28 protein-coding genes and 1 riboswitch are annotated in these 25,310 nt (G+C 73.5%); of the genes, 8 read left to right on the top strand and 20 right to left on the bottom strand.

Annotated elements, in window-relative coordinates; all coding sequences use genetic code 11:
• Positions 1 to 345: 345 nt before the first annotated feature.
• Complete coding sequence (locus DA075_RS09630; protein ID WP_164712536.1) at positions 346 to 1,542, top strand: MFS transporter; 1,197 nt, start codon at positions 346 to 348, stop codon at positions 1,540 to 1,542.
• A gap of 117 nt (positions 1,543 to 1,659) precedes the next feature.
• Here the strand turns inward: DA075_RS09630 and hmuQ are convergent, their stop codons facing one another.
• Positions 1,660 to 1,980, bottom strand: a complete 321-nt coding sequence (gene hmuQ, locus DA075_RS09625) for a heme-degrading protein HmuQ (protein WP_099956513.1) — start codon at positions 1,978 to 1,980, stop codon at positions 1,660 to 1,662.
• Between the two features lie 552 nt (positions 1,981 to 2,532).
• On the opposite strand from hmuQ, the gene DA075_RS09620 reads away from it, so the two are divergent.
• Positions 2,533 to 2,949: a helix-turn-helix domain-containing protein gene (locus DA075_RS09620; protein WP_099953012.1), complete on the top strand. Its 417-nt coding sequence runs from the start codon at positions 2,533 to 2,535 to the stop codon at positions 2,947 to 2,949.
• A gap of 12 nt (positions 2,950 to 2,961) precedes the next feature.
• On the opposite strand, the gene DA075_RS09615 is transcribed toward DA075_RS09620, so the two are convergent.
• Positions 2,962 to 4,299: a cobyrinic acid a,c-diamide synthase CobB gene (locus tag DA075_RS09615; protein WP_099953011.1), complete on the bottom strand. Its 1,338-nt coding sequence runs from the start codon at positions 4,297 to 4,299 to the stop codon at positions 2,962 to 2,964.
• Between the two features lie 54 nt (positions 4,300 to 4,353).
• On the opposite strand from DA075_RS09615, the gene DA075_RS09610 reads away from it, so the two are divergent.
• Together DA075_RS09610 and DA075_RS09605 are read left to right on the top strand one after the other, a co-directional pair.
• Positions 4,354 to 5,457 (top strand): cobalt-precorrin-5B (C(1))-methyltransferase, encoded by a 1,104-nt coding sequence (locus DA075_RS09610; protein ID WP_099953010.1) that lies wholly within the window; start codon positions 4,354 to 4,356, stop codon positions 5,455 to 5,457.
• Between the two features lie 27 nt (positions 5,458 to 5,484).
• Positions 5,485 to 5,748, top strand: coding sequence for a type II toxin-antitoxin system RelB/DinJ family antitoxin (locus tag DA075_RS09605; protein WP_099953009.1), 264 nt, complete (start codon positions 5,485 to 5,487; stop codon positions 5,746 to 5,748).
• A 114-nt stretch (positions 5,749 to 5,862) separates the two neighbouring features.
• On the opposite strand, the gene cobM is transcribed toward DA075_RS09605, so the two are convergent.
• The 3 genes from cobM to cbiE are packed head-to-tail and all read right to left on the bottom strand — an operon-like array spanning position 5,863 to position 8,326.
• Positions 5,863 to 6,627, bottom strand: coding sequence for a precorrin-4 C(11)-methyltransferase (gene cobM / locus DA075_RS09600; protein ID WP_099953008.1), 765 nt, complete (start codon positions 6,625 to 6,627; stop codon positions 5,863 to 5,865).
• On the bottom strand, positions 6,624 to 7,112 hold the full coding sequence (locus DA075_RS09595) for a cobalamin biosynthesis protein (RefSeq protein ID WP_099953007.1): 489 nt from the start codon (positions 7,110 to 7,112) through the stop codon (positions 6,624 to 6,626). The genes cobM and DA075_RS09595 overlap by 4 nt, the downstream gene beginning before the upstream one ends.
• Positions 7,112 to 8,326: a precorrin-6y C5,15-methyltransferase (decarboxylating) subunit CbiE gene (cbiE, locus tag DA075_RS09590; protein ID WP_232385805.1), complete on the bottom strand. Its 1,215-nt coding sequence runs from the start codon at positions 8,324 to 8,326 to the stop codon at positions 7,112 to 7,114. Before cbiE ends, DA075_RS09595 begins: the two co-directional genes overlap by 1 nt.
• Between cbiE and DA075_RS09585 the strand changes: the two genes are divergently transcribed.
• On the top strand, positions 8,298 to 9,110 hold the full coding sequence (locus DA075_RS09585) for a cobalt-precorrin-6A reductase (RefSeq protein ID WP_244936547.1): 813 nt from the start codon (positions 8,298 to 8,300) through the stop codon (positions 9,108 to 9,110). The genes cbiE and DA075_RS09585 overlap by 29 nt on opposite strands.
• Here the strand turns inward: DA075_RS09585 and cobJ are convergent.
• From cobJ to DA075_RS09535, 10 genes are all read right to left on the bottom strand, one after another.
• Entirely contained in the window at positions 9,083 to 9,838 is a 756-nt protein-coding gene (gene cobJ / locus DA075_RS09580) for a precorrin-3B C(17)-methyltransferase (protein WP_099953004.1), read from the bottom strand. The genes DA075_RS09585 and cobJ overlap by 28 nt on opposite strands.
• Entirely contained in the window at positions 9,835 to 10,626 is a 792-nt protein-coding gene (locus DA075_RS09575) for a precorrin-2 C(20)-methyltransferase (protein ID WP_099953003.1), read from the bottom strand. Before DA075_RS09575 ends, cobJ begins: the two co-directional genes overlap by 4 nt.
• The gene (locus DA075_RS09570; RefSeq protein ID WP_099953002.1) at positions 10,626 to 11,258 is read right to left on the bottom strand and encodes a precorrin-8X methylmutase; all 633 of its coding nucleotides are present in this window, start codon (positions 11,256 to 11,258) and stop codon (positions 10,626 to 10,628) included. Before DA075_RS09570 ends, DA075_RS09575 begins: the two co-directional genes overlap by 1 nt.
• A complete protein-coding gene (locus tag DA075_RS09565) occupies positions 11,255 to 12,616 on the bottom strand; it encodes a nitrite reductase (RefSeq protein WP_099953001.1) in 1,362 nt (453 codons plus the stop codon). The genes DA075_RS09570 and DA075_RS09565 overlap by 4 nt, the downstream gene beginning before the upstream one ends.
• Positions 12,613 to 15,900 (bottom strand): cobaltochelatase subunit CobN, encoded by a 3,288-nt coding sequence (gene cobN / locus DA075_RS09560; protein ID WP_099953000.1) that lies wholly within the window; start codon positions 15,898 to 15,900, stop codon positions 12,613 to 12,615. The genes DA075_RS09565 and cobN overlap by 4 nt, the downstream gene beginning before the upstream one ends.
• 6 nt (positions 15,901 to 15,906) lie before the next feature.
• Positions 15,907 to 16,497, bottom strand: a complete 591-nt coding sequence (locus DA075_RS09555) for a Uma2 family endonuclease (RefSeq protein WP_099952999.1) — start codon at positions 16,495 to 16,497, stop codon at positions 15,907 to 15,909.
• 291 nt (positions 16,498 to 16,788) lie between these two features.
• A complete protein-coding gene (gene cobW, locus DA075_RS09550; RefSeq protein ID WP_099952998.1) occupies positions 16,789 to 17,823 on the bottom strand; it encodes a cobalamin biosynthesis protein CobW in 1,035 nt (344 codons plus the stop codon).
• A complete protein-coding gene (locus tag DA075_RS09545) occupies positions 17,820 to 18,197 on the bottom strand; it encodes a DUF1636 family protein (RefSeq protein WP_099952997.1) in 378 nt (125 codons plus the stop codon). The genes cobW and DA075_RS09545 overlap by 4 nt, the downstream gene beginning before the upstream one ends.
• On the bottom strand, positions 18,194 to 18,952 hold the full coding sequence (locus DA075_RS09540; RefSeq protein ID WP_099952996.1) for a CbtA family protein: 759 nt from the start codon (positions 18,950 to 18,952) through the stop codon (positions 18,194 to 18,196). The genes DA075_RS09545 and DA075_RS09540 overlap by 4 nt, the downstream gene beginning before the upstream one ends.
• Positions 18,953 to 19,038: 86 nt before the next feature.
• Positions 19,039 to 19,215: a CbtB domain-containing protein gene (locus DA075_RS09535; protein WP_093571268.1), complete on the bottom strand. Its 177-nt coding sequence runs from the start codon at positions 19,213 to 19,215 to the stop codon at positions 19,039 to 19,041.
• 30 nt (positions 19,216 to 19,245) lie between these two features.
• Positions 19,246 to 19,449, bottom strand: a riboswitch (cobalamin riboswitch).
• 98 nt (positions 19,450 to 19,547) lie between these two features.
• Between DA075_RS09535 and cobU the strand changes: the two genes are divergently transcribed.
• The 3 genes from cobU (at position 19,548) to DA075_RS09520 (ending at position 21,659) form a co-directional block, all read left to right on the top strand.
• On the top strand, positions 19,548 to 20,096 hold the full coding sequence (cobU, locus tag DA075_RS09530; RefSeq protein ID WP_164712277.1) for a bifunctional adenosylcobinamide kinase/adenosylcobinamide-phosphate guanylyltransferase: 549 nt from the start codon (positions 19,548 to 19,550) through the stop codon (positions 20,094 to 20,096).
• Positions 20,093 to 20,698, top strand: a complete 606-nt coding sequence (gene cobO / locus DA075_RS09525) for a cob(I)yrinic acid a,c-diamide adenosyltransferase (protein ID WP_099952995.1) — start codon at positions 20,093 to 20,095, stop codon at positions 20,696 to 20,698. The genes cobU and cobO overlap by 4 nt, the downstream gene beginning before the upstream one ends.
• 187 nt (positions 20,699 to 20,885) lie before the next feature.
• Positions 20,886 to 21,659 carry a prephenate dehydrogenase/arogenate dehydrogenase family protein gene (locus tag DA075_RS09520; RefSeq protein ID WP_099952994.1) on the top strand — a complete coding sequence of 258 codons (774 nt, stop codon included), beginning with the start codon at positions 20,886 to 20,888 and terminating at the stop codon, positions 21,657 to 21,659.
• Positions 21,660 to 21,767: 108 nt separating this feature from the next.
• Here the strand turns inward: DA075_RS09520 and tatC are convergent, their stop codons facing one another.
• From tatC to DA075_RS09495, 5 genes are all read right to left on the bottom strand, one after another.
• A complete protein-coding gene (gene tatC / locus DA075_RS09515; protein ID WP_099952993.1) occupies positions 21,768 to 22,571 on the bottom strand; it encodes a twin-arginine translocase subunit TatC in 804 nt (267 codons plus the stop codon).
• Positions 22,568 to 23,116 (bottom strand): Sec-independent protein translocase protein TatB, encoded by a 549-nt coding sequence (tatB, locus tag DA075_RS09510; protein WP_099952992.1) that lies wholly within the window; start codon positions 23,114 to 23,116, stop codon positions 22,568 to 22,570. Before tatB ends, tatC begins: the two co-directional genes overlap by 4 nt.
• Before the next feature lie 235 nt (positions 23,117 to 23,351).
• Complete coding sequence (locus DA075_RS09505; protein WP_232385813.1) at positions 23,352 to 23,702, bottom strand: twin-arginine translocase TatA/TatE family subunit; 351 nt, start codon at positions 23,700 to 23,702, stop codon at positions 23,352 to 23,354.
• 196 nt (positions 23,703 to 23,898) lie between these two features.
• The gene (scpB, locus tag DA075_RS09500) at positions 23,899 to 24,543 is read right to left on the bottom strand and encodes an SMC-Scp complex subunit ScpB (protein ID WP_099952991.1); all 645 of its coding nucleotides are present in this window, start codon (positions 24,541 to 24,543) and stop codon (positions 23,899 to 23,901) included.
• On the bottom strand, positions 24,540 to 25,310 hold the full coding sequence (locus DA075_RS09495) for a segregation and condensation protein A (RefSeq protein WP_099952990.1): 771 nt from the start codon (positions 25,308 to 25,310) through the stop codon (positions 24,540 to 24,542). The genes scpB and DA075_RS09495 overlap by 4 nt, the downstream gene beginning before the upstream one ends.

Genomic DNA, 25,310 nt, shown 5'->3' with positions numbered 1-25,310 from the left:
TGCCGGATTGGGACGGGCCGGGCGGGACCGTGCCGCTTCCGCACAGATCCCGGGCCGCCGACGGCTGGTTGCCGGTTCCGCAGCAAGCCCGGGACCGGCGGCATCCCTGCCCTGCGGCGGATGGCCGGGACGGGCGGAGGCGGCGGGTGTATGGGAGGCACGCCGCAGACCCCCGGATCGTCGACGGGCGGCGCGGCGAGAGCGGTCCGCGTGAGGGCCGAGAGCGGCCCGCCTGAGGCCGCCAGGGGGAGCGAACCGGCAATGGATGCGCGAGCGAGCGAGGGCGGCGTGGCCGTGGAGGCGTCGGTGACCAGGCCGCCGCAGGCGGAGACGGTGAGCAGGGCGATGCCGCCTGCGGCGGCAGCGGCCGGACCGGCAGCCGTGGTGCTCGGGGGCCTGAGCCTGTCGCACCTCCTCAACGACATGATCCAGTCGCTGCTCCCGGCGATCTACCCTCTGCTGAAGCAGGCCTACAGCCTCGATTTCGGCCAGATCGGCTTCCTGACCCTGGCCTTCCAGCTCACCGCCTCGCTGCTCCAGCCGGTGGTCGGCCTGGTCACCGACAAGCGGCCGATGCCGTTCTCGCTCGCCACCGGCATGCTGCTCTCGCTCTGCGGCCTGCTGCTCCTGTCCCATGCCGGCTCGTACGGTCTGCTGGTCATGGCGGCCTGCCTCGTCGGCCTCGGCTCGGCGATCTTTCACCCGGAGGCCTCGCGGGTCGCCCGCCTCGCCTCGGGCGGGCGCTACGGCCTGGCCCAGTCGGTGTTCCAGGTCGGCGGCAATGCCGGCTCGGCGCTCGGGCCGCTGCTCGCCGCCTTCATCGTGGTGCCGCTCGGCCAGCCCAGCGTCGCGCTGTTCGCGGTCGCGGCGCTCGCCGGGTTCGTGGTGCTGAGCCTCGTCGGGCGTTGGTACCGCGACCGCCTCCGGGCGGGGGCCGCGCGGGGGAAAAAGGGGGGCTCAAGCGTCCGGGCCCTGCCGCGGGCCAAGGTGGTCGGCACCATCGCGGTGCTGCTGGTGCTGATCTTCTCCAAGTATTTTTACATGGCGAGCCTCAGCTCGTACTTCACCTTCTACCTGATCCACCGCTTCGGCGTGTCGGTGCAGGAATCGCAGCTCTACCTGTTCGTGTTCCTCGGCGCGGTCGCGGCCGGCACGGTGGCGGGCGGGCCGATCGGCGACCGGTTCGGCCGCAAGGTGGTGATCTGGGGCTCGATCCTCGGCGTCCTGCCCTTCACCCTGGCGCTGCCCCACGCCAACCTGTTCTGGACCGTGGCGCTGACCGTGCCGATCGGCCTGATCCTGGCCTCGGCGATGCCGGCGATCCTGGTCTACGCCCAGGAGCTCCTGCCCGGTCGGGTCGGGCTGGTGGGCGGCCTGTTCTTCGGCTTCGCCTTCGGGATGGGGGGCTTGGGCGCCGCGGTCCTGGGCGAGATCGCCGATCACACCAGCATCGAGTTCGTGTACGGAATCTGCGCCTTCCTGCCGGCGGTGGGCCTTCTCGCCGCGTTCCTGCCGCGGCTCCACGCCCCCAAGGCCGCCTGACCCTGAGACGGGCTGACCCTGAGACCACCTGACCCGGAGGCGGCCCGGGCGAGGGCCGCCACGGCAGCGAAACACGCGGGGGCGGCCCTCGCCCGGGCCGCCCACGGCATCCTGCCGTCACCCGGCCCGGGCGACGGTCTGGATCGTCTCGAAGCCCTCGAATTGCGGGTGGCCGAGATAGAGCGGCTTGGTCCCCGGGGCGCGGCTATGGGCCTTGCGGAACTGCTCGGAGCGGGTCCAGGCCTCGAAATCGGCTTTCGAGGACCAGATCGTGTGCGAGGCGTAGAGGACGTGATCCTCGTATTCGGGCCCGCGCAGCAGGTGAAACTCGACGAAGCCCGGCATCTCCCCCAGATGGCTGTCGCGCCCGAGCCAGACCTGCTCGAAGTCCTGGGTGGCATCCTTGTAGACCTTGAACCGGTTCATGGCGATGAACATGGTGGGCATCCCTCTCGGCGTTCTCTTCGGTATCGAAGGCTCTCGCGGGCGTTCGGGCGCTCGGGCGGCCGGGCTTGGCCGATGAGATGGGAACCGCTCCGCCATCGGCAAGGTGACCCGCTCGGCCCGGACGAACCCCACCGCGCGGCGACCTGCGCGAGCGGTGACACTCAGTATTTTTTTCACCTTCGTTCCCTTGGGGAATTCGCTTGGAGCGTGTAGACGTGAGTTGGGTTGCATGGCAGACCCGCATCCGTGTCGTCATCCTGGCAGCAGGACGGCCTTGAGCGGTCGCGGACGACTGGTTTCGCATGGTCCGGTCCAGTTCGAATGCTCCGATGCGGGGTGGACGGACCGGAGGCGGACCGGGCGAACGAGGGTTGAGCGGACCGGATGCGAGGCGTCTTCGCCGCCGGCCCGAGGACGAACATCCGCGAGGTCGCCGGAGCGGGGAGCGCCGGCCCGTTGCGGGCATGAACGACGCGGGACGGCGGCCCTCTGGAATTGGGGAGGGGGCTTCCGGCAGGCCAGCACGTGAGATGTTGAGGACCGATGCCCAAGCAAACCACTGAGGTCGACCGTCTCGTCGGAGTTCGCATCACGGCCCTGCGCAAGGCCAAGGGGCTGAGCCAGACCGCTCTCGGCAACGCCGTCGGCGTCACCTTCCAGCAGGTGCAGAAATACGAGAAGGGCCAGAACCGCGTCGGCGCCGGCCGCCTGCGCGAGATCGCGCGGCTGCTCGAAGTGCCGGTCTCGGCCTTCTTCGAGGACCAGACCGGCGGCGAGACCGGCGACGACAACGTGTTCGGCTTCCTGAGCGCGCAGGGCGCGATCGAGCTGCTGCGGGCCTACGTGCAGATCGAGGACGAGCAGCTGCGCCGCGAAGTGCTGGCGATCGTCCGCTCCGCCGCCCGCCTCGGCCGCCACGCCACCACGGCGAACGGCGGGGACAGCGCCGCCGCCGAGTAGGCGCCGGCTGCCTCAGCGCAGCCCGACGAGGTGGAAGAAGCTGCCGCTGACCCGGCCGCGCCGGTGCCCGGCGAGGCCCGGGCTGCGCCCTTCCGCGTCGGTCACCTCGGCCAGGGCCTCGTCCGGCCCCGGAGGCGGGGTGACCTCGCTGGCATAGTGGAACTCGTGCCCGACCAGCCCCTGCCCGGCCGCCCCGAGCGCCCCGGGGCCGACGAGCGTCGCGATCCGGTAGCCGAGATGCAGGCGGCGCCTGGCATAGGACGTCGCGACCGGCAAGAGGCCGGCCATGCGGTGGGTCGTGCCGTCGGCATCCTCCAGGCTCTCGCCCAGCACCATGTAGCCGCCGCACTCGCCGTGGACGGCCTTCGTCTCCGCGAAGGCGCGCAAGCCGCCGAGGAAGCGCGACGCGGCGGCGATCCGGCCGGCATGGAGCTCCGGATAGCCGCCGGGCAGCCAGCAGGCGTCGCACTCGGCGGGCGGCGCCTCGTCGGCGAGCGGTGAGAACGGCACGATCTCGGCCCCGGCGGCGCGCCAGCCGGCCTCGAGATGCGGGTAGACGAACGAGAACGCGGCGTCGCGGGCGACCGCGAGGCGCTGGCCGGGCGGCGGCGGCAGATGGCCGATCGCTGGGGTGGGGATCCGCCCGCCGGCGGCTTCCACCACCGCGTCGAGGTCGATCGAGGCTTCCGCCAGATCGGCGAGGCGGTCGAGCCGGGATTCCAGGTCCGCGGTCTCGCCGGCCTGGATCAGCCCGAGATGGCGCTCCGGCAGCACGAGCGCGGCCTCCCGCGGCACCGCGCCGAGCACCGGGATCCCGACCCGGGCGAGGCCGACCTCGACCAGGCGGCGGTGGCGCGGGCTCGCCACCTTGTTGAGGATCACGCCGGCGAGCGTCAGGCGCGGATCGTAGGCCCGGACCCCGAGGGCGGTGGCGGCGGCGGATTGCGCCGCGCCCGAGACGTCGAGCACCAGCACGACCGGCCAGCCGTAGCGGGCGGCGATGTCGGCATTGGCGCCGGTGCGGCCCTCCTCCGCCACGACGCCGTCGAACAGGCCCATCGAGCCCTCGGCGAGCAGCAGGTCGGCTTCCGCGCCGGCCCGGCCCGCCACCGCGTCGAGCAGGGTGCCGTCCATGGCGAAGCTGTCGAGGTTGTAGCTCGGCCGGCCGGTGGCGGCGGCGTGGAAGGCGGGGTCGATGTAGTCCGGCCCGCATTTCGCCCCGGCGACCGCCAGCCCGCGGCGGCGCAGGGCCCGCAGCAGGGCGAGGGTCACGGTGGTCTTGCCGGAGCCGGAACGGGCGGCGGCGACGAGGAGGCCGCGGGCGGGGCGTGCGGTCACGAAGGCTTCCATCTGATGACGAATGGCGCGCATTCACCGCGCCGGCCTGCGGTGATACCACGCCGCATGGATGCGACACGACCACGGGAGACCCTGCGCCGCGGCTGGACCACCGGCGCCTGCGCGGCCGCCGCCGCCAAGGCCGCCTATGCGGGCCTCGTCACCGGCGCCTTCCCGGACCCGGTCGAGATCCCGCTGCCGAGCGGCGCCCGCCCGGCCTTCGCCCTGGCGCGGACCGGGCTGGTGGAGGACGGGGCGCTGGCCGGGGTGGTCAAGGATGCCGGCGACGATCCGGACGTGACCCACGGGGTCCTGGTCCTGGCCACCGTGCGGCGGGGGGCGCCGGGCTCCGGCATCGCGTTCCGGGCCGGTCCCGGCGTCGGCACCGTGACCCGGGCCGGGCTGCCCCTGCCCGTCGGCGAGCCGGCGATCAACCCGATGCCCCGGCGGATGATCGCGGCGGCGATCGCTGAGGCGGCCAGCGGCCTCGGCGGTCCGACGGACGTGGTGGTGGAGATCGCGATTCCCGGCGGCGAGGCGCTGGCGCAAAAAACCCTGAATCCCCGGCTCGGCATCCTCGGCGGCCTGTCGGTGCTCGGCACGACCGGGGTGGTGGTGCCGTATTCCTGCGCCGCCTGGATCGACAGCATCCATCGCGGCATCGATGTCGCCCGCGCCGGCGCCCTCGACCACGTCGCGGGCGCCACCGGCTCGACCTCGGAGGAGGCGGTGGCCCGCCTCTACGGCCTGCCGCCCCAGGCGCTGATCGACATGGGCGATTTCGCCGGCGGCATGCTGAAATATCTGCGCCGCCACCCGGTGCCGCGGGTCACGGTGGCGGGCGGCATCGCCAAGATGGCGAAGCTCGGCCACGGCCTCCTCGACCTGCATTCCCGCTCCGGGCCGGTCGACCTCGCCTGGCTGGCGGAGCGCGTGGTGGAGGCCGGCGGCGCGCCCGACCTCGCCCGGCGGGCGGCGGGCGCGAACACGGCGCTGGAGGTGCTGCAACTCGCCCAGGGGAGCGACCTGCCGCTCGCCGACCTCGTCGCCCGCTACGCCTGGGCGACGGCGGCGAAGGCGCTGTCGGGCTCGGGCAGCTCGCTGGAGGTGGTGGTGTTCGACCGGGACGGCGGGCTGGTCGGGCGGGCGCCGTTTCATCCGGTGGGATGAGGGTCGATCGGCGGGAGGGGCATCGCGATGGCGGCTGAGATGCAGGGAATGGTCCGGATCGATGCCGCGATGGAGCGGGACGCAGCGGCGGTTCTCGCGGATATCGGGCTGACGGTGTCCGAGGCAGGTCGCCTGATGCTTATCCGGACTGCGCGGGAGCACGCCCTGCCGTTCGATCCCTTCGTTCCGAACGAGACGACCATGGCGGCGACGCGGGAAGTCTGCGACGGGCGACTGTCGCCGTTCGACAGTGTCGAAGCGTCGATGGCGGATCTTCAATCACAAGCTTGATTGACGCAGCCGGCCTCATGCCCTCCGAGTGATCCCAGGGCTCGCCGAACGGCGAGAACCAGGGACGACTCAGTGGATGTCAAGTCGGCGGCATCTCTTGAACGGACGTGTGCTTTAAGCTTGCCCGCTCCCCGGCCGGAACCGCCGGTCGTAATCCACCGCGTACAACGCGCTCTCGCGGAACTCCGTCGCCCCGAGCGCCGGGCCGACCAGGATCAGCGCTGTGCGCTCCAATCCGGCCGCGGCGACCTGACCCCCGATGTCGGCGAGGGTCCCGCGCAGGACCCGCTCGTCCGGCCAGGTGGCGCGGAAGACCACCGCGGCCGGGCAGTCCGGGCCGTAATGCGGGATCAGCTCGGCCACGACCGCGTCGATGACGTGGATCGACAGGTGCACGGCGAGCGTCGCCCGGGTCGCCGCGAAGGCGGCGAGGCGCTCCGTCTCCGGCATGGACGAGGCGCGGCCGCTGGTGCGGGTGAGCACCACGGATTGCGCCACCTCCGGCACCGTCAGTTCGCGCCCCAGCACGGCAGCCGCCGCCGCGAAGGACGGGACGCCGGGGGTGAGGTCGTAGGGGATGCCGAGTCGGTCGAGGCGGCGGGTCTGCTCGGCCACCGCGCTCCAGATCGAGAGGTCGCCGGAATGCAGCCGCGCCACCTCCTGGCCGGCCGCGTGGGCCGCCGCCATCTCGGCGACGATCGCGTCGAGGGAGAGCGGCGCGGTGTCGACGATCCGGGCGCCGGGAGGGCACCAGGACAGGATCTCGGGCGCCACGAGGGACCCGGCATGGAGGCAGACCGGGCAGCGGGCGATGAGGTCGCGGCCGCGCACTGTGATGAGGTCGGCCGCGCCCGGGCCGGCGCCGACGAAGTGGATCATGACGGATAAGCCTCTCCGCTGGCGGCCAGCGCGCAGGTGGCGCCTGCCGAGGCGATGCGCGGCAGGACGAGGCGGCCATCGGGCCCGGCCGCCGCCAGGGCGGCGGCTTCGGCCAGCGACCCGACGCCGCGCAGGGCCTCGATCCGGACCGAGCGGGTGACGACCCGGCGGCCGGCCTCGCGGAGGGCCTCGACCCCGATGGCGACGAGCGGCACGCCCAGGGACCCGGCCGCGTCTCGGATCGCCCGGTCGCCGGCCCGATCCTCCGCGGTGGCGAGGGCCGCGAGCTGCGCCCCCGGCCGGTCGGCCTGGCGCAGCCCCTCCGCCACCAGGGCCAGGATTTCGTCGGCCGAGGTGGCGTGGCGAAAGCCGATGCCGGCGACGAGGGCGCGGGGCGTCTCGACGCCGGGCGCGCGGGCGAAGCCGTGCTGGAGCACGGGTGGCGGAGCGCTTCCTGGAACCCGCGCCTGGATGATCGCGCGCATCACGGTTTCGTCAGCGCCCATTGCGTCACCGGCATCGCCGGGCGCCAGCCGGTGAGGTGGCCGACCGGCTCGGCCCGGGCGACCGAGAGGCGCCGCAAGCTGCCGCCGTATTCGGCATGAAGGCGCAGCAGCAGGGCCTCGCTTTCCAGCGTCACCGCGTTGGCGACGAGGCGCCCGCCCGTCGGCAGGGCGTCGAGCACCGTCGCGACCAGGGCCGGATCGGAGACGCCGCCGCCGAGGAAGGCCGCGTCCGGAGCCGGCAGCCCGGCGAGGCTCGCAGGCGCGCGGCCGACCACGACCCGGAGGTCGGGCACGCCGAGATTGGCCGCGTTGCGGCGGATGCGGGCGGCGCGCTCCTCCCGGGCCTCGACCGCGACCGCGCGGTTGGCCGGATGGCGCAGGCACCACTCGATGCCGATCGAGCCCGAGCCGGCGCCGACATCCCACAGCAGCTGGCCGGCGCGGGGGCGCAAGGAAGCGAGGGTGACGGCGCGGATCTCGGCCTTGGTGAGCTGGCCGTCATGCTCGAACCACGCATCGTCGAGGCCGGGGCTGAGCGGGATCACCCGCGCCTCGGGCTCGGCCACCACCTCGACCGCGATGGTGTTGAGCGGGTCGATCCCGGTCTGCGAGAAATCCACGGCCCGACCGGTGCGGCGGCGCTCGCGGGGACCACCCATCGCCTCGAGCACGGTCAGGCGCGAGCGCGGGAAGCCGCGCCCGGTCAGGAGCGCCGCGAGCTTCTCCGGGGTCGTCCCGTCCCAGGACAGGACGAGGAGCCGGGCGCCGGGCTGAAGGTGCGGGATCACGCGCTCCAGCGCCCGCCCGTGCAGGGTCAGGCAGGCGACCTCGGCGAGCGGCCAGCCGAGGCGGGAGGCCGCGAGGCTGAAGGCGGAGGCCTGCGGGAAGGCGGCGATCTCGCCCGCCGGCACCAGCCGCGCCAGCTCGGCGCCGACGCCGTAATGGAACGGGTCGCCGGTGGCGAGGACGCAGGTCGGCTGCCCGCGCCGGGCGAGGATCGCCGGATAGGCGTCGGAGAGCGGGCTCGGCCAGGCCAGGGTCGCGGCGGCGAGCGGCCCGGCGAGATCGAGGTGGCGGCGCCCGCCGATCACCAGCCCGGCGCCGTCGAGGGCGGCGCTCGCGGCCGGGGACAGCCCGGCCCGCCCGTCCTCGCCGATGCCGACGATGAACAGCCAGGGTGCCGCGCTCGACATGGAGGGAGCCTCAGGCGAGAAGGCGGCCATGCGCATCCTCATCCTGGGCGGCACCACCGAGGCCGCAGCGCTGGTCCGGCTGCTCGCCGGCCGGCCGGATTCCGACGTCACCCTGTCGCTCGCCGGGCGCACGGCGGCGCCCCTCGCCCTGCCGGCACGCACCCGCATCGGCGGCTTCGGCGGGGCGGAAGGTCTCGCGGCCTATCTGCGCGAGAACGCGGTCGCGGCGCTGATCGACGCCACGCATCCCTTCGCCCGAATCATCTCCCGCAATGCGGCCGTCGCGAGCCGGGAAGCGGGCGTGCCGCTCCTCGCGGTCCGGCGCCCGGCCTGGGCGCGGGAGCCCGGCGACGACTGGCGCGAGGTCGACAGCGTGGCGGAGGCCGTGCCGGCTCTCGGCGGGACCCCGCGCCGCGTGTTCCTGACGGTCGGCCGGCTCGAACTCGCCGCCTTCGCGGCGGCGCCGCGGCACCGCTACCTCGTGCGCACCATCGAGCCGGTCGGCGACGCGCTGCCGGGACTCGACGTCACGGCGATCGAGGCCCGAGGCCCTTTCGGGGCTGCGGAGGAAGAGGATCTGATGCGCCGCCACGGCGTCGAGGTGCTGGTGACCAAGAATTCCGGCGGCGCGGCGACTTACGGCAAGATCGCGGCGGCGCGCGCTCTGGGGATTCCGGTCGTGATCGTGCGCCAGCCCCGCCTGCCGGATGTGGCGCAGGTGGGGGAGGCCCGTGACGCCCTGGCCTGGCTCGATTCTCATCGGGCGACGGACCGCGGCGTGTAGACGAAGGGCGCCTGGCCCTCGCGCGGGATCAGCCGGGTGGCGCTCGCCCCGATCATCACCAGGGTCGCCATGTCGGCTTCGGCTACGCGCGCCTCGGCGAGGGCGAGGATCCGGATCGCCTCGTCGGGCCGGCCGACGGCGCGGGCGAGGATCACCGGGGTCTCGGGTCCGCGATGTTCGGCCGCGAGCGCGAGGGCCGCGCCGAGCTGCCAGGGGCGGGCCCGGGAGATCGGGTTGTAGAGGGCCACCACGAGATCGGCCGCCAGCACGGCGCTCAGCCTTGCGGTGATGACCTCCCACGGCTTCAGGTTGTCCGACAGCGAGATCGCGCAGAAATCGCCGCCGAGCGGCGCACCGACCCGGGCTGCCGCCGCCAGCATCGCGGTGATGCCGGGCTCGACCGTGATGGGAAGCGACTTCCAGGCCGGATCGCCCGCCTCCAGCGCCTCGAAGAGCGCCGCCGCCATGGCGAAGACGCCGGGATCGCCCCCCGACACCACTGCGACCCGCCTGCCCGCGGCGGCGAGTTCCAGGGCGTGGCGGGCGCGGTCGACCTCGACCCGGTTGTCGCTGGCGTGGCGCACCAGGCCCGGCCGCTCCGGCACCCGGGCGACGTAGGGGAAGTAGCCGATCAGGTCCTGCGCCGCATCGAGGGCGGCTGAGGCGGCCGGCGTGAGGTAGCGCGGGTCGCCGGGCCCGAGGCCGATCACCGTGACCGATCCGCTCACGGCCGGCGGCCCTCGCCCGGCACCAGCACCATCGAGAAATAGGGCGCGCGGTCGTCCGGCTTCTCGGCGAGCGGCGTCACGCTCTCGCCCGCCATGGTGCCGCGCTCGACATAGACCGCACGGCCGATCAGCCCGGCCTCGATCAGCGCGGCGCGCACCTTCGGCAGGTGGCGGCCGAGCTTCATCACCACGGCGGCGTCGGTCGTCTTGAGGCGCGCCACCAGGGTGGCGTGGGGCAGGGTCGCGGGCAGCACGGTCAGCACGTCGTCGCCCCAGGTGATCGGGGTGTTGGCCCGGGTCCAGCAGCCCGACATGCCGGTGACGCCCGGCACCACCTCGACCGGGAAGCGGTCCTTCAGGCGGCGCCACAGATGCATGAACGAGCCGTAGAAGAACGGATCGCCCTCCGACAGGATCGCCACGTCGCGGCCGGCGCCCAGCACCTCGGCGAGGCGCGAGGCCGCCTCGTCGTAGAAGGCGGCGAGGGCCGCCACGTAGGCCGGGTCCTCGGGGTGCAATTCGGTGGTGTAGGGATAGGGCAGCGGCCATTCGCGGGCCGGATCCTGCACCACCGCATCCGCGATGGTGCGGGCATTGCCGCGCTTGCCGGCCTTGCAGAAATGCACGAGGTGGTGGGCACGCTCCAGCACCCGCACCGCCCGCACGGTGAGGTAGTCCGGATCGCCCGGCCCCATGCCGACGCCGTAGAGGGTGCCGGTTTCGGTCTCGCGCGGGGCGGACGGGATCTCGGCCGGATCGGGGGGCAGGAAATCGGAAGGGCCGTCCATCACTCGGCCTCGCTGGCGAGCGCGTTCACGGCCGCCGCCGCCATGGCGCTGCCGCCGCGCCGGCCGCGCACCACCAGGAACGGGACCCGGCCGTCCTCGGCCAGCGCATCCTTCGATTCGGCCGCGCCGACGAAGCCGACCGGCACGCCGATCACGGCGGCGGGCGGCGCCACGCCCTCGTCCAGCATCTCGAGCAGGCGAAACAGGGCGGTCGGCGCGTTGCCGACGGCCACGATCGAGCCGGCGAGCCGGTCGCGCCACAATTCCATCGCGGCGGCGGTCCGGGTGGTGTCGAGGGTCTTGGCCAGCTCCGGTACCCGGGGGTCGGACAGGGTGCAGATCACCTCGTTGCCGGCGGGCAGCCGCGCCCGGGTGACACCGTCGGCGACCATGCGGGCGTCGCACAGGATCGGAGCGCCGCGGCGCAGTGCGCTTTCCGCGGCCTCGGCGAAATCCGGCGACAGGTCGATGTCGGCGGGCAGGTCGGTCATGCCGCAGGCGTGGATCATCCGCACCGCCACCCGCTCGGCGGCGCCGTGGAAGCGCGCGAGGTCGGATTCGGCGCGGATCATCGCGAAGGAGCGCGCGTAGATGGCGGCGCCGTCGCGGATATAGTCGAGGCGCGGGTTCATGCGGGCTCCCGGAATGCGTCTCTCAGGCCCGAGGGGTCATCAAGAGTAGGTCGGACTCGTGTGCTCTCTAACCGCTCCAGCACGGCACCGAAAGTGAGGGCGAGGTCGGTCTCCGTCCCGGCGTTGCCCTCCAGCACCACCCCGTAGCGGCCATCCGCGCGGCCGACCAGCGTCAGGGTGGCGGCCTTGAGCTGGGCACAGCCCTTCGGGCAGCCGGAGACATGGGCCGTGGCGCCTGCCTTCGCGAGATGCGCGAAGGCGGCGGCGAGGCGGGGCGCATGATCTTGCGCCGGCGTTCCGCCGGAGGCGCAGGCCGGCGCCCCGGGACAGGCGGCGACCGCCCGGCGCGGATCGGCGGGATCGACGGTCAGGCCGGCCGCTTCGGCCTGGGCGCGCAAGGTCGCGGCGGCGGCCTCGTCGCGGGCGGTCAGGGCGATGCCGCGGCCCGGCGTGAGGGCGAGGTGGCCGTCGCCGTGCGCCTCGCTCCAGCCGGCGAGACGGTCGAGGAGCGCGGCGTCGCAGCGGCCGAAAGGGAACTCGGCAAGGAGGGCGCGGCCGTGCAGTCCGGCGGGGAGGGCGGTGCTCGCCGGAGGAGGGCCGCCTGGCATCAGCCCGTCGAGGAGGGCGTCCCACTGCGGCCGCGGGAGCGCGCGCATGCGGCGGGCGCCGGAGGCGGCGAGGCCGTGGAGAAGGGTGCGCAGGAAGGCGAGGGCGGTGGGAGCAGAGGTTGGTGTGAGCCAGAGCGGGCCAGACTCTGTGGCGACGGCGAGTTGGAGCGGGGGCAGCGCATTCCGTCCCATATCGACAGGGCTGCCCGGCGCATCGTCGGGCACAGATAGAGGCGCGGGATCCCCTCTCCCGTGTGGGAGAGGGGCAGGGGAGAGACCTGGAGCGACCCGCACCCAAAAATCCGCCTCGACCGGCCCGAGGCCGCCCGCCGCATCCTCCACCGCCACCAGCGTCTTCGCCGGCAGCCCCGCGACCTCCCGGCCGATCGCCTCCACCGCCGCGACGATGCCGAGGCCATCCGCCCCGGCGAGCGGCGCATTGAGCGTCAGCCGCTGCGGCCCGCCGTCATGGCGCACGTCGCCCAAGCCGGCCTCGCCCAGGATCGCGACGACCTGCGCATGACGGCCCGCCGTCACCCCGCGGATCTGAAGGTTGCCCCGGGCGGTCACGTCGAGGAGGCCGTTGCCGCCCTCCTGCGCGGCGCGGGCCGCGGCGCGGGCCTGAACGGCGCCGAGCCGGCCGGCGACCGGGTGGAGGCGCACGAGGAGGCCGTCGCCGGTCGGCATCGGCCGGGCGAGGCCCGGGCACCAGCCGCGACGAGGCGCCGGATTGACGGGGGCGGGGCTCATTCGGCGGCCTCGCGGGTCTCGTCGAGGGCGGCCAGCGAGTTGCGCCGGCTGCGCCACAAGCCACGGTCGCGCAGGTCGGCGAACCGGCCGCGCAAGGCCTGCGCGACGCCCGGATTGGCGGATTCGATCGCCGCGAGCACGTCCGGATCGCCCAGATAGGCGTCGTAGAGCCGGTCGATGTCGGCATCCGCGACCGCGTCGGTGGCAGCCGCCATGACGAACACCGCGTCCAACCCTTGCGCCAGCTCCTGCGCCCCGCGCCAGCCGTGGCGGAGCTGCGCGGCGATCCAGCGCGGATGGGCGAGACGGCCGCGCACCAGCCGCGCCACGTCCTCGCGGGCGGTGCGGGCGCGGGGCGCCTCGGGGCGGCTGGTGTCGAGGCTGTAGAGGACGGGCGCGGCACCGAGGGACGCCGCGGCGGCGGAGAAGCCGCCCATCGCGTCGGCGGCGGCGTCGCCGTCGAGGAGGTCGCGCTCGGCCACGTCGAAAGCGTGGAGATAGGCATCCGCCGCCGCGACCCGGGCGGCGAAATCGGCGTCCGGACCGCCCGGTTCCTCCGACGAGCCGGTCGCCTCCGCGGTGGCGTCGAGATAGGCCCGGGCGAGGTCGCCGCGCTCGCTCCACCGGCCGTCGAGGGCGAGGGCCGCGGTGCCGGCGCCGTAGCGGCCGGGCGCCGCCCCGAACACCCGCGCCGGCGCCTCGCCCCGGCGGCGGGCGGCGGCGAGCGGGTTGTCGGCATCGTCCTCCTCCCGCGACGCGACCGCCCGTGCGGCACGGTCGAGGAGCGCCAGCGTCTCCGGGAAGGTATCGCGGAAGGCGCCGGAGACCCGGACCGTCACGTCGATCCGCGGCCGGTCGAGGAGGGCGAGCGGCAGCACCTCGAAGCCGGTCACCCGGGTCGAGGCGTGGTCCCAGACCGGGCGCACGCCCATCAGGGCCAGCGCCTGCGCCACGTCCTCGCCGCCGGTGCGCAAGGTGGGCGAGGCCCACAGATCCATGACGAGGCGGGCGGGATACTCGCCCTCGTCCTGAAGGTAGCGGCGCACCACCTCGGCGGCAGCGTTCTCGCCGAGCATCGCGGCGGCGCGGGTCGGCAGGGCACGGGGATCGAGGGTGGCGAGGTTGCGCCCCGTCGGCAGCACGTCGGCCCGGCCGCGGGCCGGCGAGCCGGCGGGGCCCGGCTTCACGAAGCGGCCGTCGAGGGCGGCGAGCAGCCCCGCCCGCTCGGCCGGACCGCATTCGGGATGGGCATCGGGCCCCTCGCCGAAGACGTGCAGCCCGTCGCGCATCGTCACCTCGGCGAGGTCGCACAGATGCGCGTCGAGGGCGGCGAGAGCGTCCGGCATCGAGGTGGCGCGGTCGATGCCGGCGGCCGCGAGCAGGCCCGCATCCTCGGCCCGCTCCAGGATGCCCCGGGCAATCAGGGACGCCCGGCGCGGATCGAGCACCGTGGCGGCGGAATATTCCTCCACCAGCTCGCGCAAGGTCGCGGCCTCCGGATCGAGGCCGGCCGCCGCGGTCTCCGGCGGCAGGTGCCCGATCGTGACCGCGCCGATCCGGCGCTTGGCCGGGGCCGCCTCGCCGGGATCGTCGACGATGAACGGATAGACCACCGGCAGCGTCCCGGTTGCGAGGGCGGGCCAGCAGGCGGGGGAGAGCGCCACCGCCTTGCCGGGCAGCCACTCGGTGGTGCCGTGGGTGCCGAGATGGATCAGCGCGTCGCACCCCTCGCGGAGCGCCAGGTGGAAGGCGAGATAGGCGTGGCAGGGCACCGCGTCGGGGTCGTGATAGCCCGCCTTGCGGTCGCCCTTGTGGCCGCGGTCCGGCTGGAGCGCCACCAGCACGCGGCCCGCCGGCAACGCCCGGAACCGGAAGGCGCCGTCCCGGCAGGCCGGATCGTCGGCGGGCTCGCCCCATTCCGCCGCGAGGGCCGCGCGGGCCGTGGCCGGCAGCCGGGCCCGCCAGGCCTCGTAGGCGGAGAGCGGCACCGCGAGGCTCGGGGCCTCCTCGGTGAGGCGGCGCATCAGGACGTCGGGCTCCGGAATGTCGGCGACCGCGTAACCCTCGTGGCTGAGGAGGTCGAGGATCCCCCGCGCGCTCGCCGGGGTGTCGAGCCCGACCGCGAAGCCGGCCCGGCCGCCGCGGGCCGGATAATCGGACAGGACGAGCGCGAGGCGGCGCTCCGACCGGGGCGTGGCGGCGAGGCGGGCCCAGGCGGCGGCGCGGCCGGCGGTGGCGGCGAGACCCGAAAAATCCGGCACCGCCCGGCGCTCGCGGAATCCGTCGACCTCCGGCGCCTCCTCCTTGTGCGAGATCGGGAAGCCGGAGAGCCGGCCGTCGAATTCCGGCAGCGCCACCTGCATGGCGAGGTCGGCGGCTCCGAGCCCTCTCGCCGAGGCTGCCCAGGCCTCCCGGCCGGCGCCGACCGTGAAGGCCTGGATCACCGGGCAATCCGCCTCGTCGAGCACGAAGCCGGCCTCGTCCCGGGCCGAGAAGGCGGTGGCGGCGACGATCACGGCGGGGCGCTGGGTCGCGATGGCCTCCCGCACGGCCGCTACCGCCTCCGGCTCCTTGAGGCTCGCCACCGCGACGATGACGGGGGCGAGGCCGCGCTCCCACAGGGCCGCCGCGAGGGCGGTGGCCGGCGCGGTGTCGCCGCCGAGGATCGCCGACCGGTAGACGAGCACGAGGGCCCGGGGCAGGGCCGAGGCGGGCTCCGCCCGCTCGCGGACGCCGCAGCCCGGGCACCAGGCAAAGCCCCGCGGCAGGGTACGGGGCGGTTCCGCCACGACCGGCCGGCCGAGTTCGGCGGCGATCCGCATGAGGAGCCGACGCAGGTTGTCGGTCCCGCCGGCGCGGAAATAGGCGTCGAGGGTCGTCCGAAGGTCGGGCGTCACCGTCGAGACCGCGTCGAGGCGCGGATCCGGCCGGTCGTCCCCCGGCAGCACCGCGAGCGGAATGCCGTGCGTCCGGCAGGTCTCGGCCAGCCGCTCGATGCCGTAGCGCCAGTAATCGAGCCCGCCGAGGCAGCGCACCAGCACGAAGCGGGCCCGGGCGATCACCGCGTCGGCGTAGAGGTCAACCGAGAGTGGATGGCGCAGCTGCGCGAGCTTGGCGAGCCGCAGGCTCGGCCAGTCCCCGCGCAGCCCCGCATAGGCATGGCCGAGGCCGGCGAGGTCGGAATCGGTGAAGGACAGGGCGACGATGTCGCCGGGCGCCTGGCCGAGATCGACCGCCGCCTCACCCTCGTCGAGGGAGACCGTATCGATGCGCAGGAGGTGCATCGGCCCTCAGGTCCCCGAAACCAGGCGAGGCCGCGGTGGGAACGCGACGCCGTCATGCACGTCCGCCAACGCCGGGGTCATGCCGAACTCTGGCAGCTCGATCATCTGGTCGAGCCCGGCCGCGAGGCGGCGCTGCCAGGCTCCGTCCGCGTCGCGGCGCCAGAGGGCGATCCCGGGGGCGTTCGGCTCGACCAGCAGGATCACCGCGAGGCTCGCGACCGGCTTGCATTCCTCGAGCTTGTCGAAGGCATCGAAGTCGCGGGTCGAGGGCGACAGGAGCTCGACGACCAGCCGCGGCTCCGCCGCCGTCAGCCCGTTCGGGTCGCGGGCACCGCAATCGACGCCGAGATCGGGACGGCGGATCTGGCCCGGCAGGGTCTCGACGCTGCCGTCACCGGTGAAACGGCGGCACGGCGTCCCGCGTAGCCGGATGCGGAACTCCGCCACGAGGTTGACCACGATATCGTCATGGACATCGCGCGCACCGGCCATCATCCGCACCGGCACCCCGCCGACCAGCCCGTAGCGTTCGTCCTGGCGCTCCTGCCAGGCGAAGAACTCCTGCACGCTCCAGCGCCGCGGCGCAGGCTCCGACATGCGATGCCCTCCCGGGCTGGTGTTGCTGTGGTGCGAGGTCAACGCAATGCCGAGGATATGGCCTCTGATGTTCTCGGCTTCAAAGTAGAACGCGGGTCACTCCTCTCCCTGCAGGCGGGAAGAGGGCCGTGTCGACGTTCAGGAGACACGGCAGGCTCAGGCAAAGCCGGAGCGAGGGTGAGGGGGGCTCGACGAGTGAGACTCCTCCGGCAACACCCCCTCACCGTCGGCTGCCGCCTCGCCGCCCGCGGGGAGAGGAAAAGGCGCACAATCCGTCGTGCGAAGCCGCGCTTACCCCTGCAACGCCGCCGCCACCGCCTCCTTGTCGAACCCCGCCAGCCCAATCACCACCAGCGTCCCGTCCCGGTGCTCGGCCGAGCGCCAGGGGCGGTCGTAATGGTGGGCGACGCGGCGGCCGACGCCCTGGACGACGAGGCGCATCGGCTTGTCGGCGACGGCGCAGAAGCCCTTGATCCGCAGCACACCCGCCACCTCGGCGGCCTTGGCGACCCGGGCGGCCAGGTCCTCGGGTGAGCCGGCGGCCTTCACGGGAAGCGCCACGCTCTCGAAATCGTCGTGGTCATGGTCCTCCTCCGTCTCGTGATGCGAGGGCCGCGCGGCGAGGTCGTCCTCCGCGGCGGCATTGAGGCCGAGCAGCACGCGCGGATCGAGGGCGCCGTGGGCGGTCTCGACGAGCTTGACGGCCCGCGGCAGCTGCGCCTCGACCTCGGCGCGGACCCGCGCCCGCTCGCCCTCGTCGAGGAGGTCGGACTTGTTCATCACCACGAGGTCGGCGCAGAGGAGCTGATCCTCGAACACCTCTTCCAGCGGGTTCTCGTGATCGACGCTGGCATCGGCCGCGCGCTGCGCCGCCAGCGCCTTCGGGTCGTCCGCGAAGGCGCCCGACGCCACCGCCGGCCCGTCCACCACCGCCACCACGCCGTCGACGGTCACCCGCGAGCGGATCGCCGGCCAGTTGAAGGCCTGGACCAGGGGCTTCGGCAGGGCGAGGCCGGAGGTCTCGATCAGGATGTGCTCCGGCGGCTCCGGCCGGTCGAGGAGCTTGTTGAGCGCCGGCACGAAGTCGTCGGCGACGGTGCAGCAGATGCAGCCGTTCGGCAACTCGACCACCGCGTCGGCGTCGCAGCCCGGGATGCCGCATTCGGCAAGCAGGGACCCGTCGAAGCCGACATCGCCGAACTCGTTGACGATGATCGCGAGGCGCCGGCCGTCGTTGTGCTCGATGGCGTGGCGCACGAGCGTCGTCTTTCCGGCGCCGAGGAAGCCCGTGACGATGGTGCAGGGGATCTTGTTGAGGATGGTCATGGAGTCACCGGCGCGGGAGGGATGCGGGCGACGACGCCCTTGCGGAACTCTTGTGGACGTTCGCGCCAGGGCACGACGCCGTCGGCCGTTCCGGCATAGAGGCCGATGCCGTCGAGGATGACCTCGGCGGAGATCGCCGGGTCGAGGTCGCCGTAGACATAGGTCCAGCGGCCGGGGCTCACGACCGCCACGGTGCAGGGCCGCTTGCAGACCGAGAGGCATTCCACCGGCTCGATCCGCACGGGCGTGCCGGGCCGGGCCGCGAGCGCCTGGGCGAGTGCATCGTGCAGGCGGGCGCCGGCGCGGGGGCCGTCCGCCGGATCGGCGGCATCGCGGCAGGTGGTGCAGACGTAGAGGGTGACGGGATCGCTCACGCGGTCACCTCGCTCCGACGCGCGGCGCCCTTCGTCCCCGCAACCGTGCCCCAGGCCCAGCCGAAGGCGAGGCCGAGCACCGCCCAGAACGCGAAGGCGACCGCCAGCGAGCGGGCGGCGAACTGCGCCGCGTAGACCGGTGGCATCGCCGAGATCTCCTCGGGCCCGTGCGGGGCGCCCCAGGCATGCGGCGCGACGACGAGGGCGAGGCCGAGGCCGATCGCGGCCGGGCCGCGGCGGATCGCCACCAGGTAGAGGCCGAGGGCCGTGGCGAGCGCCGTCGCGACCCACCAGAGCTGGCGCGATTCAAGGGCGGCGGCCGCGGTGCCGGGCAATTCCGGCGGCAGCCCGACCGCCGGCGCGAGGCTGGCCGCAAGGAAGCCGCCGATGCCGAATTTCAGCGCCTCGGAGGGCGTCACCTCACGGCCGGTCGCAACCAGCACGGCGCCGAGGAGCAGCGCGTAGCCGACGCCGCTCACCAGGGTCGCCAGCGCCGTGAAGGCGAGGCGCGGCAGGCCGGGGGCCGGCTGCCATTGCGGCTCGCCGCCATGGTCGTGACCGGCCGAACTGTGGCCAGAATGGGCGAGCACGATCAGCGGGTTGGCCGAGACGCGGGTGGGCGCGACGGTCTCCGCCGTCTCGTACTTCTCCGCCGCCAGGATCAGCGGCGAGGTGAGGGCGAATTGCAGCAGCGAGGTGACGCATGCGGCGAGGAAGCCGGCGACCAGGGCCGCGGCGAGCAGACGTTTCGTCATTGGTGGATCACCTGCACGACCAAAGGGCCGCGGGCCCGCGCCCGGTCGGGACGCAGGCCGCGCGGCCTCGAAGGGTTAGGCCCTGGTCAGTGGCAGGGGAAGTTGTGGGCGTGGCGCCAGTCGTGCGCGGCGTTGTGCAGGGCGACCACGGGCGCGAAGCCGGAGACGAACAGCAGCCCGATGCCGAGGGTTGCGGCGAGGAGGACGGCGCTCAGGCGTTCGCCGACGAGGGCGGGAGAGAGGGACCGGGTGATCGCGACCATGACGAACTCCTGCCGCCCCACCGGCGGCGTCGAGAGAAAGGGGTGACGGCAGGTCTCCTGGCTCGCGGCCTCTTGAGCCGGTCCACCGCCTTCCCGGATCGCTCCAGTGGCCGATGGCGGACCGTGTGCGACCGCTCACAGTTGCGGGGGCAGCCGCGGCACACCGGAAGAGATCCCGGATCCCACGTTCCCTTTTCACCTCGTCGCCGAGGCACCGTCGGGGCGACCCTATCGGGTTGCTGGCGGGCTTGCAATCGGCGCAGCCTGCCGCGACACATCCGGCCCCGAGATTTCCGCGATGTCCAAATTTCCGCGATGTCCAGGAGGAGCAGATGCCCGTGCCGGATCCGGACCGCGCCGCCCCGCGCCTGACCCTGGTGCTGGGCGGCGCCCGCTCAGGCAAGAGCCGCTACGCGGAAGGGCTGATCGAGGCGCTCCCGGGCCCTTGGCTCTACGTCGCGACGGCGCAAGCCTGGGACGACGAGATGCGCGCGCGCATCGCCGAGCACCGCGCCCGCCGCCCCGCTCCCTGGGAGACGGTCGATGCGCCGCGCGACTTGGCCTCGGTGATCCGGCGGGCGCCGGCCGGCCGGCCCGTTCTGGTCGATTGCCTGACCCTGTGGCTGACCAACGCGATGCTGGACGAGGATGCCGACCTCGCGGCGGAGCGCGACGCGCTGGTGGAATCCTGCCGGACGGCGGCCGGGCCGATGGTGCTGGTCTCGAACGAGGTGGGTTTGAGCATCGTGCCGGAGAACGCGCTCGCCCGCCGGTTCCGCGACGAGGCCGGGCGTCTGCACCAGCGTCTGGCGGCTATGGCCGACAGGGTGGTGCTGGTGGTGGCGGGCCTGCCGATGATTCTGAAGGGAGAAGCCCGATGAGCGACGACGAGGCGGCGCGCCACCGCGCCAAGATGGAGAAGCGCAAGGCGGTGCAGGATGCCGAGGTCGCGGCCAAGACGATCGAGAAAGGCCTGCTCATCGTCCATACCGGCCCCGGCAAGGGCAAGTCGACTGCCGCCTTCGGGCTGATGCTGCGCGCTTTGGGCCGCGGCTGGCGGGTCGGGGTGGTGCAGTACATCAAGGGCGCCTGGGAGACCGGCGAGCGCTTCGCCCTCGAACGCTTCGGCGATCAGGTCGACTGGCACACGATGGGGGAGGGCTTCACCTGGGAGACCCAGGACCGGGCCCGCGACGTGGCGGCCGCCCAGGCGGCGTGGGCCAGGACCGAGGCGCTGATGGCCGATCCCGGCATCCGGCTCCTGATCCTCGACGAGCTCAACATCGCACTGCGCTACGACTACCTGCCGCTGCCCGAGGTGGTGGAGGCGTTGAGCCGGCGCCGGCCGGACCTGCACGTCGTGGTGACGGGGCGCAACGCCAAGCCGGAGCTGATCGCCGTCGCCGACCTCGTCACCGAGATGGGGCAGGTGAAGCACCACTTCGCCGCGGGGGTGAAAGCGCAGGAGGGCATCGAGTTCTGATTGACGGTGAGGGAAGGAGGGGGCTACAGGCTCGGCCATGACCAGCGCCCTCCCGACCGGACTCTATTACGCGCCGCGCACCTAGCGGCGGAGTGCTTGTCATCTCTCAACCGCTGCGACGTGTCGGCGGTTGAGGCTTCCCAGGAAATCCAGGCCCGCCGACCTCGCCCCAGATCCGAGGTCTTCCGTGCCGTCCTCTCCCATCCCGCTCCCTTCTCTCGGCCTGATCGGCTTCGGCGCCTTCGGTCGCCTGGTCGCCGCGCATCTGGCGCCGCTCTTCACGCTCCGCGTCCACGACCCGTTCGCGCCCGAATCCGAGTTCACGGCGGCCGGGCTCGCGCCGGTCAGCCTGGCGGAGGCCGCCGCCTGCCCGGTGGTGATCCTGGCAACCCCCGTCTCGACCCTCGCCGCATTGGTCCGGGACATCGCCCCTCACCTGACTCCGGGCGCCCTCGTCCTCGATGTCGGCTCGGTGAAGGTGCGGCCGGCGCAGATCATGCGGGCCGGTCTGCCGCCTGGGGTCGACATCGTCGCGACCCATCCGCTGTTCGGGCCGCAGAGCGCGCGGGACGGCTTGCGCGGCCTCAAGATCGCGGTCTGCCCGGTGCGGGGCGACCGCGGACCCAAGGTCGGCGCCTTCCTGCGGCGGGCGCTCGGGCTCACCGTGATCCTGACCACGCCGGAGGCGCATGACCGCGAGGCGGCGGCGGTGCAGGGGCTGACGCACCTGATCGCCAAGGTGCTGGTGGCGATGGAGCCGCTCCCGACCCGGATGACCACCCGCAGCTTCGACCTGGTGATGCAGGCCGTCGGAATGGTCCGTCACGATGCGCCGGAGGTCTACCACGCCATCGAGCGCGAGAACCCCTACGCGGGTGAGGTGCGGCGGCGGTTCTTCGAGCTGGCGGCGCAGATGGATGAGGAGTTGGGAGAGGTTGAACTGGCTAGCGCCGAGGTTTGACGCCTGACCTCAGGCCTTGACACAAACCTGTCATTCCGTGGCCGCAAAAGTGGAGCCCGGAATGACTTGGAGGCTGGCAACAACCTCGGAGAGGGTCGGGCCCGAACCTTAGTCTCCTGCCGCTTCCTCCGCTGCCCGGGCGCGCTCGCGCCGCTTCTCCATCGCCCGCACCGAGAACACCGACGCCTCGTAGAGGAGCAGCATCGGGATCGCGAGCGAGAGCTGGCTGATCACGTCCGGCGGGGTCAGCACCGCGGCGGCGACGAAGACCAGGACGATCGCGTAGCGCCGGCGGTCCTTCAGGAACTTCGAATCGATCAGACCGATCTGGCCCAGCAGGGTCAGGATCACAGGCAGCTGGAATGCGATCCCGAAGGCGAAGATCAGCGTCATGATGAGCGAGAGGTACTCGTCCACCTTCGGCAGGAGCTCGATCGTGGCCTCGCCGGGCTGGCCGATCTGCTGCAGGCTGACCGAGAAGCGGATCAGCAGCGGCATCGCCAGGAAGTAGACGACGAGGGCGCCGAGCAGGAAGAAGATCGGCGTGGCGACGAGGTAGGGCAGGAAGGCCCGGCGCTCGTTGCGGTAGAGGCCCGGGGCCACGAAGGCGTAGAGCTGGGTCGCGACGACCGGGAAGGACAGGAAGCCGGCGCCGAACACGCTGAGCTTGATGTTGGTGAAGACCTGCTCGAGGAAGTGGGTCGCGATCAGCCGCGCCTTTTCCGCCCCCACCACGCTCACATAGGGGTGGACGAGGATGTTGTAGATGTGCTGCGCGAAGAAGAAGCAGACGAAGAACATCACCCCGAAGGCGAGCAGCGACTTGATCAGCCGCGAGCGCAGCTCGATCAGGTGCTCGATCAGGGGTGCGCGCGAGGCCTCGATCTCGGCTTCATCGGCCTCGGTGATCATGCGGTCCGGCCCGTGCTGGCGGTGTCGTGGGAGGGGGAGGCGTCGGGAGCGGCGCGGGCCGCGTCGGCCTTGAGCTGCGCGGTCGCGGCGGCCAGCGCCGAGACCGACGGCTTCTCGGCCGCGGGCTCGGGGGGCTGATAGGCCGGCGGGGCGGCGGGGTCGATCGGGGCAGGCGGCTCCGGCAGCGCCGTGGCGGACGGCTCCGCGGCGAGGGGATCCGCCCCCGGCAAGGCCATCGTGGCGGGCTTCGGCGCGCCGTCGACGGCGCCCTTGATCTCGTTGCGGATGGTCTGCACCGGGTTGAAGCCGGCGGCCGTCGCCGAGGAGACGCTGCGGTTGATGCCCTCGACCTCGCGGCGGACCTCGTCGAGCTCCGCCTCGCGCATCGCCTCGCTGAACTGGCTCTGGAACTCGCCGGCCATGCGCTTGAGGCGGGCGGTGACCTGGCCGACGGTGCGCAGGGCCTTGGGCAGGTCCTTGGGGCCGATGACGACGAGCGCGACGCCGCCGATCAGCATCACCTCGCCCCAACTCATATCGAACATGGCGTGACGGCCCTGCTACTCGCGCGGCGCGACTCGTGAAGCGGGCGCCTCGCGCGGGCTGTCTAGCACGCCGGTGCGCCGGCGCCAGTCACCGCCGAGCAGGTTCCGGTTGAGCGCGGGCCGCCCGCGAGCGGGCCGCGGCCGGAAACCTGCATCGAACGCGTAAGGCACTTGAAGGAGGCGGACCGGAGGTCGCGCGCTCCTGTGCGGGGGAACAGGCTCGGAGACGGCCCGCTCAGCCGACCTTGCGGTCGACGTTCGGCTCGGCAGTGCCGACCGGCGGCATCTGCGCGGTCGGCACGTGCGTCGGCTGAACGGGGGTCGGCTGCACGTTCGTCGGCGGGACGTGGACAGGCTGCGCAGGGGCCGGCTGCACCACCGGCGGCGCCACCTGGACGGGCGGGACCTGCGCGTGGGGCACCTGCGCCGTCGTGGTCGGGGCCTGCTCCTCGTCGGCCATGCCCTTCTTGAAGGCCTTGATGCCCTTGGCGACGTCGCCCATCAGCTCGGACACCTTGCCGCGCCCGAACAGCAGCATGACGATCACGCCGACGACGATCCAGTGCCAGATACTCGCGCCGCCCATGGTTCTCTCCTGCGCAGCGTCTGCGTCGCCGCGGCACTCTCGCGGGGCGCCGTGCGACGCCCCAAACCTCTGATCCCGCAGGCTCATCGTCGCCGGATGGCGGCCGGAGCGCTGGCGGTCCGGCCGGAACCTAAGGACGGCGGTGAGCGAAAACAAGCGTTTCCTCGGGGGTTGGCCGAATGCCCCACCCGGGAATTCAGTCCGCCGCGGCGTCCCCGGGGCCCAACGGATCCTCGTCGGCTCCCGCATCGTCGCTCGGCTGCGGCACCCGGAAACCGGCGGGCAGCCGGCCCTCGATCAGGCCGAGGCCCTTCAGCTCGTCGAGGCCGGGCAGGTCCGAGACGGCATCGAGGCCGAAATGGTCGAGGAAGGCCGGGGTGGTGCCGTAGGTCACCGGTCGCCCCGGGGTGCGGCGCCGGCCGCGCAGGCGCACCCAGCCGGTCTCGAGCAGCAGGTCGAGGGACCCCTTCGAGGTGGTGACGCCGCGGATCTCCTCGATCTCGGCCCGGGTCACCGGCTGGTGGTAGGCGACGATGGCGAGCGTCTCGAGGGCGGCCCGTGACAGCTTGCGCGCCTCGGGGACGCCGCCGCGCAGGGCGGGGGCGAGGTCGGGCGCGGTGCGGAAGGCGTAGCCGCCCGCCACCCGCGCCAGCGTGATGCCCCGGGGCGCGTAGGCGCGGGCGATCTCGCCGAGCACGGCCGGCACGTCGGTGCCGGCAGGGAGCCGGGCGGCGAGGTCGGCCTCGGAGAGGGGCGCAGGCGCGCAGAAGATCAGCGCCTCGGCGAGGCGGGCCGCCTCGGAGGGGGGAAGCGGGGGGTGAGCCTTCGCCACGCGGCTCATGGTCCGGCGGCGCGAATCTGGATCGGCGCGAAGGGCCCGTCCTGGCGCAGCAGGATCTGGCCCTCGCGGGCGAGTTCCAGCACCGCCGAGAGCGAGGAGGCGCGCACCGTGGCCCGGCGCTTCGGATCGGCCAGGTATTGGGCAAGGTAGGAATCGAGGTCGGTCCACTCGTCCCGCGGGCCGATCAGCCGCTCCAGGGCGGCGCGGGCATCGACCAGGGACCATACGCTGCGCGGCGGCAGCGTCACCGGCACCCGGACCCGCTCCTGGCGCTGGCGGGCATAGGCCGCGATCAGGTCGTGCAGGGTCACGGCGAAGGACCCGGGGACGGGGGCCGCGGGCGCCGGCGGCGGCGCGCCGCGGGCGAAGACGTCGCGCCCGAGCTGGACCCGCTCGGACAGCATCACGGCGGCGGCGCGGATCGCCTCGAGGCGGCGCAGGCGCAGGGCGAGGGCCTCGGCGAGGTCGCCGGCGGCGGGCTCGGGGCCGCGGGGCGGCGCCGGCAGCAGCAGGCGCGACTTCAGGTAGGCGAGCCAGGCCGCCATCACCAGGTAATCCGCCGCCAGCTCCAGGCGCAGGCGGCGCGCCTCGTCGATGAAGGCAAGGTACTGCTCGACCAGCGCCAGGATCGAGATCCGGGCGAGGTCGACCTTCTGGCGCCGGGCCAGCTCCAGGAGCAGGTCGAGGGGGCCCTCGAAGCCGTCGACATCGACCACGAAGGCCGCGCCGTCGGCGGTGCCGGTTGCCTCCCCGAACTCGTCCGCCAT

The organism is Methylobacterium currus (assembly GCF_003058325.1).
Taxonomy (GTDB): Bacteria; Pseudomonadota; Alphaproteobacteria; order Rhizobiales; family Beijerinckiaceae; genus Methylobacterium; species Methylobacterium currus.
This window is presented reverse-complemented; position numbering and strand designations above follow the sequence as displayed.

What these genes read in the sequence shown, in the direction of transcription:
- DA075_RS09585 (WP_244936547.1), top strand. Translation starts at nt 8,298, where the DNA reads ATGAACAGCCAGGGTGCCGCGCTCGACATGGAGGGAGCCTCAGGCGAG.
- DA075_RS09620 (WP_099953012.1), top strand. Translation starts at nt 2,533, where the DNA reads ATGCCCAAGCAAACCACTGAGGTCGACCGTCTCGTCGGAGTTCGCATC.
- cobM (WP_099953008.1), bottom strand. Translation starts at nt 6,627, where the DNA reads ATGATCCACTTCGTCGGCGCCGGCCCGGGCGCGGCCGACCTCATCACA.
- DA075_RS09615 (WP_099953011.1), bottom strand. Translation starts at nt 4,299, where the DNA reads ATGGAAGCCTTCGTGACCGCACGCCCCGCCCGCGGCCTCCTCGTCGCC.
- scpB (WP_099952991.1), bottom strand. Translation starts at nt 24,543, where the DNA reads ATGAGCCGCGTGGCGAAGGCTCACCCCCCGCTTCCCCCCTCCGAGGCG.
- tatB (WP_099952992.1), bottom strand. Translation starts at nt 23,116, where the DNA reads ATGTTCGATATGAGTTGGGGCGAGGTGATGCTGATCGGCGGCGTCGCG.
- cobU (WP_164712277.1), top strand. Translation starts at nt 19,548, where the DNA reads ATGCCCGTGCCGGATCCGGACCGCGCCGCCCCGCGCCTGACCCTGGTG.
- DA075_RS09575 (WP_099953003.1), bottom strand. Translation starts at nt 10,626, where the DNA reads ATGGACGGCCCTTCCGATTTCCTGCCCCCCGATCCGGCCGAGATCCCG.
- DA075_RS09540 (WP_099952996.1), bottom strand. Translation starts at nt 18,952, where the DNA reads ATGACGAAACGTCTGCTCGCCGCGGCCCTGGTCGCCGGCTTCCTCGCC.
- hmuQ (WP_099956513.1), bottom strand. Translation starts at nt 1,980, where the DNA reads ATGTTCATCGCCATGAACCGGTTCAAGGTCTACAAGGATGCCACCCAG.
- DA075_RS09495 (WP_099952990.1), bottom strand. Translation starts at nt 25,310, where the DNA reads ATGGCGGACGAGTTCGGGGAGGCAACCGGCACCGCCGACGGCGCGGCC.
- tatC (WP_099952993.1), bottom strand. Translation starts at nt 22,571, where the DNA reads ATGATCACCGAGGCCGATGAAGCCGAGATCGAGGCCTCGCGCGCACCC.
- DA075_RS09535 (WP_093571268.1), bottom strand. Translation starts at nt 19,215, where the DNA reads ATGGTCGCGATCACCCGGTCCCTCTCTCCCGCCCTCGTCGGCGAACGC.
- DA075_RS09555 (WP_099952999.1), bottom strand. Translation starts at nt 16,497, where the DNA reads ATGTCGGAGCCTGCGCCGCGGCGCTGGAGCGTGCAGGAGTTCTTCGCC.
- cobN (WP_099953000.1), bottom strand. Translation starts at nt 15,900, where the DNA reads ATGCACCTCCTGCGCATCGATACGGTCTCCCTCGACGAGGGTGAGGCG.
- DA075_RS09565 (WP_099953001.1), bottom strand. Translation starts at nt 12,616, where the DNA reads ATGAGCCCCGCCCCCGTCAATCCGGCGCCTCGTCGCGGCTGGTGCCCG.
- cobW (WP_099952998.1), bottom strand. Translation starts at nt 17,823, where the DNA reads ATGACCATCCTCAACAAGATCCCCTGCACCATCGTCACGGGCTTCCTC.
- cbiE (WP_232385805.1), bottom strand. Translation starts at nt 8,326, where the DNA reads ATGTCGAGCGCGGCACCCTGGCTGTTCATCGTCGGCATCGGCGAGGAC.
- DA075_RS09570 (WP_099953002.1), bottom strand. Translation starts at nt 11,258, where the DNA reads ATGAACCCGCGCCTCGACTATATCCGCGACGGCGCCGCCATCTACGCG.
- cobO (WP_099952995.1), top strand. Translation starts at nt 20,093, where the DNA reads ATGAGCGACGACGAGGCGGCGCGCCACCGCGCCAAGATGGAGAAGCGC.
- DA075_RS09605 (WP_099953009.1), top strand. Translation starts at nt 5,485, where the DNA reads ATGGCGGCTGAGATGCAGGGAATGGTCCGGATCGATGCCGCGATGGAG.
- DA075_RS09630 (WP_164712536.1), top strand. Translation starts at nt 346, where the DNA reads ATGCCGCCTGCGGCGGCAGCGGCCGGACCGGCAGCCGTGGTGCTCGGG.
- DA075_RS09610 (WP_099953010.1), top strand. Translation starts at nt 4,354, where the DNA reads ATGGATGCGACACGACCACGGGAGACCCTGCGCCGCGGCTGGACCACC.
- DA075_RS09505 (WP_232385813.1), bottom strand. Translation starts at nt 23,702, where the DNA reads ATGGGCGGCGCGAGTATCTGGCACTGGATCGTCGTCGGCGTGATCGTC.
- DA075_RS09595 (WP_099953007.1), bottom strand. Translation starts at nt 7,112, where the DNA reads ATGCGCGCGATCATCCAGGCGCGGGTTCCAGGAAGCGCTCCGCCACCC.